General features: G+C 65.0%; 14 protein-coding genes. 8 read left to right on the top strand and 6 right to left on the bottom strand.

What is annotated here, in order from left to right; genetic code table 11:
• Window positions 1–580 precede the first annotated feature (580 nt).
• Window positions 581–1,624 (top strand): helix-turn-helix domain-containing protein, encoded by a 1,044-nt coding sequence (locus P3H15_RS52330; protein ID WP_276144548.1) that lies wholly within the window; start codon window positions 581–583, stop codon window positions 1,622–1,624.
• 89 nt (window positions 1,625–1,713) lie between these two features.
• Here P3H15_RS52330 and P3H15_RS52335 read toward each other — a convergent pair whose 3' ends face one another.
• Together P3H15_RS52335 and P3H15_RS52340 are read right to left on the bottom strand one after the other, a co-directional pair.
• The gene (locus P3H15_RS52335) at window positions 1,714–1,983 is read right to left on the bottom strand and encodes a sigma factor-like helix-turn-helix DNA-binding protein (RefSeq protein ID WP_276144549.1); all 270 of its coding nucleotides are present in this window, start codon (window positions 1,981–1,983) and stop codon (window positions 1,714–1,716) included.
• Window positions 1,983–2,864, bottom strand: a complete 882-nt coding sequence (locus tag P3H15_RS52340; RefSeq protein WP_276144550.1) for a replication initiation protein — start codon at window positions 2,862–2,864, stop codon at window positions 1,983–1,985. The genes P3H15_RS52335 and P3H15_RS52340 overlap by 1 nt, the downstream gene beginning before the upstream one ends.
• Window positions 2,865–2,992: 128 nt before the next feature.
• Between P3H15_RS52340 and P3H15_RS52345 the strand changes: the two genes are divergently transcribed.
• Entirely contained in the window at window positions 2,993–3,301 is a 309-nt protein-coding gene (locus P3H15_RS52345) for a hypothetical protein (RefSeq protein WP_276144551.1), read from the top strand.
• 71 nt (window positions 3,302–3,372) lie between these two features.
• Here P3H15_RS52345 and P3H15_RS52350 read toward each other — a convergent pair whose 3' ends face one another.
• From P3H15_RS52350 to P3H15_RS52365, 4 genes are all read right to left on the bottom strand, one after another.
• On the bottom strand, window positions 3,373–3,654 hold the full coding sequence (locus P3H15_RS52350; protein ID WP_276144552.1) for a hypothetical protein: 282 nt from the start codon (window positions 3,652–3,654) through the stop codon (window positions 3,373–3,375).
• A 420-nt stretch (window positions 3,655–4,074) separates the two neighbouring features.
• On the bottom strand, window positions 4,075–4,296 hold the full coding sequence (locus tag P3H15_RS52355) for a hypothetical protein (RefSeq protein ID WP_276144553.1): 222 nt from the start codon (window positions 4,294–4,296) through the stop codon (window positions 4,075–4,077).
• On the bottom strand, window positions 4,293–4,547 hold the full coding sequence (locus tag P3H15_RS52360; RefSeq protein WP_276144554.1) for a hypothetical protein: 255 nt from the start codon (window positions 4,545–4,547) through the stop codon (window positions 4,293–4,295). Before P3H15_RS52360 ends, P3H15_RS52355 begins: the two co-directional genes overlap by 4 nt.
• 101 nt (window positions 4,548–4,648) lie before the next feature.
• On the bottom strand, window positions 4,649–5,239 hold the full coding sequence (locus P3H15_RS52365) for a recombinase family protein (RefSeq protein ID WP_276144555.1): 591 nt from the start codon (window positions 5,237–5,239) through the stop codon (window positions 4,649–4,651).
• A gap of 278 nt (window positions 5,240–5,517) precedes the next feature.
• On the opposite strand from P3H15_RS52365, the gene P3H15_RS52370 reads away from it, so the two are divergent.
• The 6 genes from P3H15_RS52370 to P3H15_RS52395 are packed head-to-tail and all read left to right on the top strand — an operon-like array spanning window position 5,518 to window position 7,805.
• Window positions 5,518–5,721 (top strand): AlpA family transcriptional regulator, encoded by a 204-nt coding sequence (locus tag P3H15_RS52370; RefSeq protein ID WP_276144556.1) that lies wholly within the window; start codon window positions 5,518–5,520, stop codon window positions 5,719–5,721.
• Between the two features lie 44 nt (window positions 5,722–5,765).
• Window positions 5,766–6,248, top strand: a complete 483-nt coding sequence (locus P3H15_RS52375) for a helix-turn-helix domain-containing protein (protein WP_276144557.1) — start codon at window positions 5,766–5,768, stop codon at window positions 6,246–6,248.
• The gene (locus P3H15_RS52380; protein WP_276144558.1) at window positions 6,245–6,778 is read left to right on the top strand and encodes a helix-turn-helix domain-containing protein; all 534 of its coding nucleotides are present in this window, start codon (window positions 6,245–6,247) and stop codon (window positions 6,776–6,778) included. The genes P3H15_RS52375 and P3H15_RS52380 overlap by 4 nt, the downstream gene beginning before the upstream one ends.
• Window positions 6,779–6,796: 18 nt before the next feature.
• Entirely contained in the window at window positions 6,797–6,973 is a 177-nt protein-coding gene (locus P3H15_RS52385) for a hypothetical protein (protein WP_276144559.1), read from the top strand.
• An 11-nt stretch (window positions 6,974–6,984) separates the two neighbouring features.
• Window positions 6,985–7,572: a hypothetical protein gene (locus P3H15_RS52390; RefSeq protein WP_276144560.1), complete on the top strand. Its 588-nt coding sequence runs from the start codon at window positions 6,985–6,987 to the stop codon at window positions 7,570–7,572.
• Window positions 7,569–7,805, top strand: a complete 237-nt coding sequence (locus P3H15_RS52395; protein ID WP_276144561.1) for a hypothetical protein — start codon at window positions 7,569–7,571, stop codon at window positions 7,803–7,805. Before P3H15_RS52390 ends, P3H15_RS52395 begins: the two co-directional genes overlap by 4 nt.
• The last annotated feature ends 35 nt before the right edge of the window (window positions 7,806–7,840 follow it).

The following is a 7,840-nucleotide window of genomic DNA, read 5'->3' on the forward strand; positions in this document are numbered from 1 at the left end:
TGTCTTCCGCTCTCCAATAGGGCGGATGGGCGGCCGCCGTGGGATTGGACCCTTCGCGGTGGTCGCCAGGGAGTGTGTGAAGCCTCGGTGCCAGGGAAGTCTGGTGCCGGGGTCACACGCCCGAACCAAGTCTCTGCCCGGTTTGAGAAGAGTCTGGGCAGTAGAGATGTGGGCCTGCACCAGGCGGTCTGCACCTCAGTCGGCGCGCTCGCCAGGAGTGTCGCCGGCCACTTAGGGATGAGCCCCCGATCGGACTTCGGTCCTGGTCGGGGGCTTTTTCCGTAGGTGCTGAAAGGCATGGGGCGCAGGGGTTCGGTGGGGGTTGGTTGCGGCCACCCTTATTGTCAATGCATCGGCAGAACTGGGATCCCCTACCCCCAGGAACGCAGAAACGGCGCCAAGGGCCCTAATCCCTGACGCCGTCCCAAAAAGATTGCAGTGACCTGGCTTACGAACCCAACCACCCGCAACCGCCAGTGCAAGTCTACGGGACGAACGCAACCCACCCATCCGTGGGATGTCGTGTTCGCCCTGGACGTCGGGGTCGTGAGTCGAGCCGCTGCCTAACCACAGGAGCACTGTGACCGACCAGTCCCCCATCCCCTCCATCCGCTACGCCTGGCGCGACGCCGTCGTCGATGACTACCGGCTGACGCATGCCCAGTTGCGTGTCCTGCTCGCCCTGGAGAGCTGCGCCAACGCGGACGGCACCAACGCCCACCCTGGAGTCGAGAACCTCGCTGCTCGTCTCCTGAAGCGTGATTCGAAGACCGGCGAGATCAAGGCCATGTCGGAGAAGACCGTCCGCGACGCGCTCGCTCTGGGCCGCGAACTCGGCTACCTCATCCGCACCCAGAAGGGCCGCAAGGGTCGCAACCGCAACTACGCCGACGTCTACCGTCTCGGACTACCGGAAGTCTGGGCTACCGGTAGTCATGAGTCCGGACTACCGGAAGTCTGGACTACCGGTAGTCGTGAGGATGTGGACGCGACTACCGGTAATTCAGGGCCGACTACCGGTAATTCAGCCCCCGACTACCGGAAGTCTGAGCTTCCGCCTACCAGTCCCTTTCCCACCAGCTCCTCTAACACAAGCTCTTATTCTTCCGCCGCTGGCGAAAGCAACGCGGGCGTGCACGAGGCCGAAGCCGAGGCTGCGGAGTGGATCCGCAACGTTCGTTCGTCGCTGGTGTTCGACCACTCGGTGGATCCCGACGTCGTCTCGGACAAGCACTGGGAGTCACTCAAGCGGGCACAGCAGGCCGGACGCACCGTGGAAGACGCTGTCACAGCAGTCGTGAGGCTGTACGCACCTCAGGAACCTGCACAGGACATCGTCGAGGCTGAGCCTGCACCCGAGGTCCAGGAGCCGGCACCGGTAGTCGAGATCGCCTCTCGTGCCTCGCAGATCGACATGCAGGTGCGACGGTTGGTGTCGGACTTCGCGAAGGTCGGTAAGCGTCTCGCGGCCGAGGATCACGATCTCGCTCGGGAGATGTTCGCCGCCAGTGCGGGTTTCGAGCGAGTCAAGACTGCGGTCGCTCAACAGCTCAGCGACCGTCGTGCTCGGATGAGGGCTGAACTGTCGAGCGTGCAGTCTGCGCCGCTGCCTCAGTCCGCCTAAACAAGGCCTGGCTGCCCCGTAGACGAACGAAACCCCCGCGCCCGGTGTGACTGGGTGGGTGCGGGGGCCTGGAGGTTCTACGGGGTCGCTCAGCCTTGCGCCTTCTCGGCGATCTTCCGAGCGTCATGCAGTAGCCGACCGACGGCACCGATCGAGATCCCCATCTCCTCAGCGATCTCCCGGTGCTTCAACCCCTGCTCACGCAGTTCGACTGCCCGAGTGCGACGCTCCGCGGCCCTGGCGAGGAAGTCCTCACGAGGCTCAGCGATCAACCGCTGGATGGTTCGTGGGGATGCCCCGAACTCTTCTGCCAGTTCACGAGCGGTCTTCTTCCGCCGGACCGGTGTCTTCGCTCCCATTACAGCGCGGCCTCCATCAGTGCGTTTACGTCGATCTTCGTCGCTCTCTTGCGGTTCGCCTCACGTTTCGCGGGGGAAACCACCTTGCCGCCTCGGCGACCAGCCTCAGCCTGACGCGCCCGGTACTTCTCTTCGGTGAAGTTCCTCCAGACCCAGCGTGAGATCGACTGCGCGGTGGCTCTGACCTCGACGAACGGCAATGGCACCCCGAACTCGGTATTCACAGCGTGACAACGCTGCAGGATCAACTGATCCCAGGCCCTCGCGGTGCCCTCGCGGTGGCTCCACCACTGCCCATAGGCCCAGACACGAGCGGTGTCGAACATCGTGACGTTGCGCCCGAGGCCCGCAGCCCGGTCAGGTCGTCGCGGCATCTGACGGGGCGTGTGGACCGTGACCAGGTCCCGGAGTTCGTACGGCTCAGACGGGCCGTAGATCGTCTCCCACGACGGATGAATGGGGTTCTTGGTCAACTGCCCGCCGTAGGCGAAATCGCCGTCCACGCAGGCTCTCAGCCCCGCCTCGACCCGCTGAGCGAAGCGGAGTGGCTGCAGCTTCGCCGAGTCCGTCCGGCATACCGGAGACGCCAACCACCAGCCAATGTGTGCCCGACCCGAGGGCGACTGCGCCACCCAGCTCGGTGTCGGATGGTCCCGCGGCCGCTCGAACGCCCGCATCGCAGCGTCAGGGTGGTCACAGTCGACAACGATCGACCCGAGGAGCGCGTGAGGACTGTGCTCGATGTACCGCATCGTCAGAGCGGTCTCCCGGCTTCGACGCCGCTGACCTCGTTCGAAGTCGTCGGTTGCGTACGGCCGGTACGGCAAGAGCACGTCATCGGCCCACTGACCGTCCGTCAGCAACGTCGTCGGGGAAGTCACAGCGGTAACTCTGACATCTCCACCCACAAATCTTCGGGTACGACACGCCAAGCCTTATCAGGTAACTCCCCGGCACGGCGCTCTCCGGAACTTCATTCGGGGTCGTACCCCCGTGCAACGATGCAGGTATGACCACGCCTGAACCTGGAAGCTTCGCGGAGTACCTCCACAGTCAGGCAGTCGAGAACCGAGACCGCACAGTCGAAGGCTGGATCACCCGCGCACGCTTCGCCCAGGAGAGCCGGGAACTCGGTGAGCTACTGCCGGCGTGGTCGACCGGTGAACTCCTCGCCGTCGCCGTCATCAACGACGACACGGCACTGTTTGAGGAACTCGACTACACCCGCGAGCAGGCGCTCGAACGGATCCGGTTCGACATCGGTGCCACCCCGGAAGTCGCCGAGGAGATCATCCGCGACATACGGGCGCAGCTCTAGCCCGTGCAATGCGTGTTGCGCAACGCCGCAACGGCCCCTGAGTGGCCGACGCAACGCCGCAACGGCACAGCTCAGAGTCCGAACCGCCCGACCAGGCGCTCCAGGGGGCCTCTACGTGGGACAGATGCCGGGACACTAGGGGATGGGACACCGGTCGATTCCGACTTGCCGGCGGTGAGCATCTGCACGGTCCTCCGCAAGTCCTCGACCCGCAGGGCGCGCTCCGCTGCGAGCTGCTCAGCGGCCTGCCGCAGGGCCTCCGCGGTCGCCAGTGCGGTCTCCAGCTCTCGGATCCGGTCCTCGTGGACACGTGCGGTCTCTGCCCGGTCCTGCTCGCGAGTCACCTCGGTCATGCCTCGGTCAGTAGTGGAGCGACCAGGGTGGAACCCAGCGGCGAGCAGGTCTTCGACACCGATCGACCAGCCCTTATCGGTCTTCACTGCTCCGGGAAGCCTGCCCGAATCGAGTGCCCGCTGCATCGTCGCCCGCCCGACTCCACACTGCCTTGCTGCCTCGGCTGCTGACCATCGCGGCCGCCCACTGGTAGGAGGGGTGTTCTCGCTGTCCGCCGTCATGTCTCACGATCATGCCCGGTCAGTCTCGGATGTGACCTGCGGCGCGCCCTGAGGTCCACGGAGAGCGACGAAACCGTCGTCCCGCACCCTCCGGTATGCCCTGGATACGACAAAACCCCCCGACACCTACACGCGCGGGGGGTTTTGCCTAGGAGGCCCACACGCTGAAGACGGACGCGTGGGACTTGATCGGAGATTTTAGTCGGGCAGGCGGGGGCTGTCAGTCGACCCTTCGACGATCACGTCCGCGAGCACGTTGCCCGCGTCGTTCAGATAGCGAGTCACGTCGGACAAGTCGTCCACGATGCCGTGAGCCTCGTGCTCGCCGGCGGACTCCGTCACCGCGATGACCAGGCGACGCAATGCGCCCAGCTTGGTTCGGATCTCGTCGACCTGCTGGTTCAGGTCCTGGTCGGTCATGCTGCTGCCTCCATCTGCGCCGCAACGGTCGCCAGGGCGGCGTCACGTTCGGCGTTGGGCTGCGCGGCCGCGGCCCGGACATGCTCCGCAACGTCGATGTCGATCGCCATCGTCTGCGGGTCGAACGCCCACCATCCGTCGTCGTGCTGGCGGATGAACTCCGCGACGAAGTGGAACATCTCCCCGGGGGTCAGGTCCCCGACCTGGAGAACGTTGTCGGCGGTCGATGAGAGAGTCTTTGCATGGGTCACTTGCAGAGTCCGTTTCTGTGGTGATCAAGGGCCTGGTCACGGGAGGGAAGCCCGGGCCAGGCCCGCTTTAGTTGAAGATCGTATTGGGGTGGAACGACAGGTCAGCTCACAGGCACCTCCTCCTGCCCGAGGTAGCGGTAAACCGTTGCCCGAGACACGCCCAGCGCCTTACCTACCTCGGTCGCGGATAAGCCCTGAGCGCGCAGCTCACGAGCCCGGACAGCCTCCGAGGTGTCAAGCTTCTTAGGTCGCCCGGTGTGCTTCCCGCGAGCCGCCGCAGCCTCACGAGCAGCCGCGGCACGCTCCGCCTTCAGCTCGACCTCCATCTCCGCGAGTACGGCCATGATCGAGACCAGGGCGCGCCCCATCGGATCCGAGGTGTCGAGGCGTCGTCCACCGCCGTCGACGATCGCGATTCCCGCCTTAGTGAGTTCGTCGATCGTCTCGATCACCTCGAGCGCGCTACGCCCCAGGCGGTCGAGAGCATCGACGGCCAGGGTGTCCCCGGGACGCAGGTACTCGCGGCACCGTGCCCACTCCGGGCGATCCATCGTCCGACCAGTCACCTTGTCGGTGAACACCTTCTCGGCACCCAGTCGAGCCAGGGTGTCGAGCTGGCGGTCGAGGTTCTGACGCTTCGTCGAGACGCGGGCGTATCCGACTGTGTGGCCGGCGGAAGCGGAGTTCGTCATGCGCTAACCGTCTCATAAGTCGGCACCATCCGCAATGCCTGAGACAAAATTCTGAGACGGACTTCTGAGACGAGTCGACCAGGGGATTTGCGCGGGGGTTCGCGTCTCACTCGGGTCGTCTCATTGCTTTGCCTTTGAGACGCTCCCACTTGATCTCCCTTGACCCCACTTGCTCTCGATTCATCCCACTTGACCTGCGTGTTGGCTGTTCTTGACAACGCCCGACCCCCCTATCAGTTATGATTGTCGTTGTCAATAGCTAATCGAGAGGAATGCCAGTGTCCGAGTCCGACACGCTGCTCACCACCACAGAGGCCGCTGAGTACCTGCAGGTCCGCACCTCGACGCTCACGTATTGGCGCTGCAAGCACGTCGGCCCGAAGTTCGTTCGCCTCGGTGAAGGCACTGGTCGCGTCCGCTACCGCCGCGCCGACCTGGTCGCATACGCAGCGCAGAGCATCGACGACCCCGCTGCAGCCTGAAACCTGCTGCACAACAACACAACTCCATACAGAACGGGGTAACAGTGCCCCCCACTTCGAACGTACGAAGCACAAAAAAGAAGTTCCACCTGATCACCCCCGAGGTCACTCGCCTGCACAGCGAAGGCCTCAGCCAGGCCGCTATCGCCCGCACGCTGCAGGTCTCCGCCTCCACAGTCGCCAGGGCTGCTGAGGCCGCTGGACTCACGTTCGACCGCACTCGCACAGCGCCGGCAACCGCTGCCTCCCAGGTAGACGCCAAGACTCGACGCGAAACGCTGGTGAATCAGCTCCACGAGGGCAACGCGGCCGCGCTCACCAAGATCGGGGAATCCCTCGCAGCAGGGGAGTTCGGACCCCGAGACCTGGTCACGCTCCTCGGTGTCGGCATCGACAAGCTCACCAAGCTCTCGCCCCCCGTCGACCCCCACGCTGAGGGGATTCAAGCGGCACACGGTCTCCTGGACCAGTTCGTCGTCGCAATCGACACCTACCAGGAGATACGCGCCGCGGAGAACGTCGGATGACCTCGACCTCGCCCGGACGAGGCCCAAAAAAGCTGTACGACGAGATCGCCGCCAAGGTCGTTGAACTCGCAGGGCAAGGCATGAGCAGGGCCGCTATCGCCCGCCAACTCGACTGCGCCCCCTCCACGGTCGGACGTGCAGCTCGGCTCGCCGGCGTCAGCTTCAACCGCGAGCCGACCACGAAGGCCACAGAAGCCGCGAAGATCGACGCCCGGGAACGGCGTGACCTCACTGTTGATGCCCTCTACCGGCTGAGCACGAAGACCATGCGCAAGCTCAACGACGCCCTCGACGCCGACGAGGCCACCCAGTCGAAGAACTACGCCACGACCATCGGGATCCTCCTGGACAAGGCATATCGCCTTGAGCCGCCCGTGATCCCGGTCGATGAGTCGATGGACCAGGCGAAGGACGCCCTGCAGGCCCTGCACGAGGCGATTCTCGACAGCGTCGTCTACCTCGACCAGGACGGCAACGTCCTCGACGAACCACCTGAACCCCGTCACCACCCTGACGGCTCCTATTACTGATCCACCGGAGGAAACACCATGACTGACACAGCCCCTGAGAACGTCACTGAGGCACCGGAAGCCGCTGCCCCGACGTTGACCTCGTCCGAGGCCTACTTCGCCGCCATCGCCGCCCAGGCCAGCCACCGAGCAGCCGCCGCTGCTTCTGTCGACGCGATCCGCGACGCCGCCCGCGCTCGCCGCACCAACGGATAGGAACCCCTCCCTTGCCTGACATCCTGAATGCCCGCAACGCCCTTGAGGCCCTCCGTCAGCGGATCTTCGCTGGTGAGAACGTGAGCGCGTCTGACCTCGCGACCGCCCAGGCCGCCGTTGACGTCGCTGAGATCGCAGACCGGGGCGCACAGGCCCGCGCTGAGAAGGCTGCTGCTGAGGAGGCCGAGCGTCGCCGCGAACGGGCGAAGGCGGATGCCGCTGAGCTGCTCAGCGACAACGAGCCCAGCATCCTCGCCGCGTTCGATCGTGCCCGGAATGCTCTCGAGGCCCTGCGTACCGCGATCGATTCCCACAACACCGAGGTACTCGACCTCGCGCAGTCGTTGTCCCACGCAGGGGTTCCGGCGAAGAACCCCGAGTCTCATGGTGGGGAGGTGGAGCACTTCGACCCGCGGAACCATCCGCTGTACGAACTCCACATGGCAACCCCGTACGGCCTGACCGTTGACGGTAAGCAGCACTACAAGCTGGATTTCTCCACGTGGGTGCACGCTGCCGGACACGCCGCCGGCGCCACCTCCGTGTCGCGTCCCCACTACCCCGCGGAGCTGAATCGGCACCTCGGTGTCGTCGCATGAGCACCCCGACGTTCCTCGCCCCCACAGGGCCTGCGCTCGACATCGCCGACGAGCTGATGGATTCGCAGCTGTGGAACCTCATCGAGGACGTCCTGCCTGACGCCGTCACCGCGTGGCGCGCAGTCGAAGAGCGGGACAACCGAAAGGCCTATCGGATCCTGGAAGGCCTGGTCAGCACACTGCGGACCCGGCGGGACATCCTCGAGGCCGACATGTCTTCCGCTCTCCAATAGGGCGGATGGGCGGCCGCCGTGGGATTGGACCCTTC

Origin of the sequence: Rhodococcus sp. T2V (assembly GCF_029269925.1) — a bacterium.
Classification (GTDB): domain Bacteria; phylum Actinomycetota; class Actinomycetes; order Mycobacteriales; family Mycobacteriaceae; genus Rhodococcus_F; species Rhodococcus_F koreensis.

Coding starts and splice junctions, on each gene's coding strand:
- P3H15_RS52335 (WP_276144549.1), bottom strand. CDS start 1,983: ATGGGAGCGAAGACACCGGTCCGGCGGAAGAAGACCGCTCGTGAACTG.
- P3H15_RS52345 (WP_276144551.1), top strand. CDS start 2,993: ATGACCACGCCTGAACCTGGAAGCTTCGCGGAGTACCTCCACAGTCAG.
- P3H15_RS52350 (WP_276144552.1), bottom strand. CDS start 3,654: ATGACCGAGGTGACTCGCGAGCAGGACCGGGCAGAGACCGCACGTGTC.
- P3H15_RS52355 (WP_276144553.1), bottom strand. CDS start 4,296: ATGACCGACCAGGACCTGAACCAGCAGGTCGACGAGATCCGAACCAAG.
- P3H15_RS52365 (WP_276144555.1), bottom strand. CDS start 5,239: ATGACGAACTCCGCTTCCGCCGGCCACACAGTCGGATACGCCCGCGTC.
- P3H15_RS52380 (WP_276144558.1), top strand. CDS start 6,245: ATGACCTCGACCTCGCCCGGACGAGGCCCAAAAAAGCTGTACGACGAG.
- P3H15_RS52385 (WP_276144559.1), top strand. CDS start 6,797: ATGACTGACACAGCCCCTGAGAACGTCACTGAGGCACCGGAAGCCGCT.
- P3H15_RS52395 (WP_276144561.1), top strand. CDS start 7,569: ATGAGCACCCCGACGTTCCTCGCCCCCACAGGGCCTGCGCTCGACATC.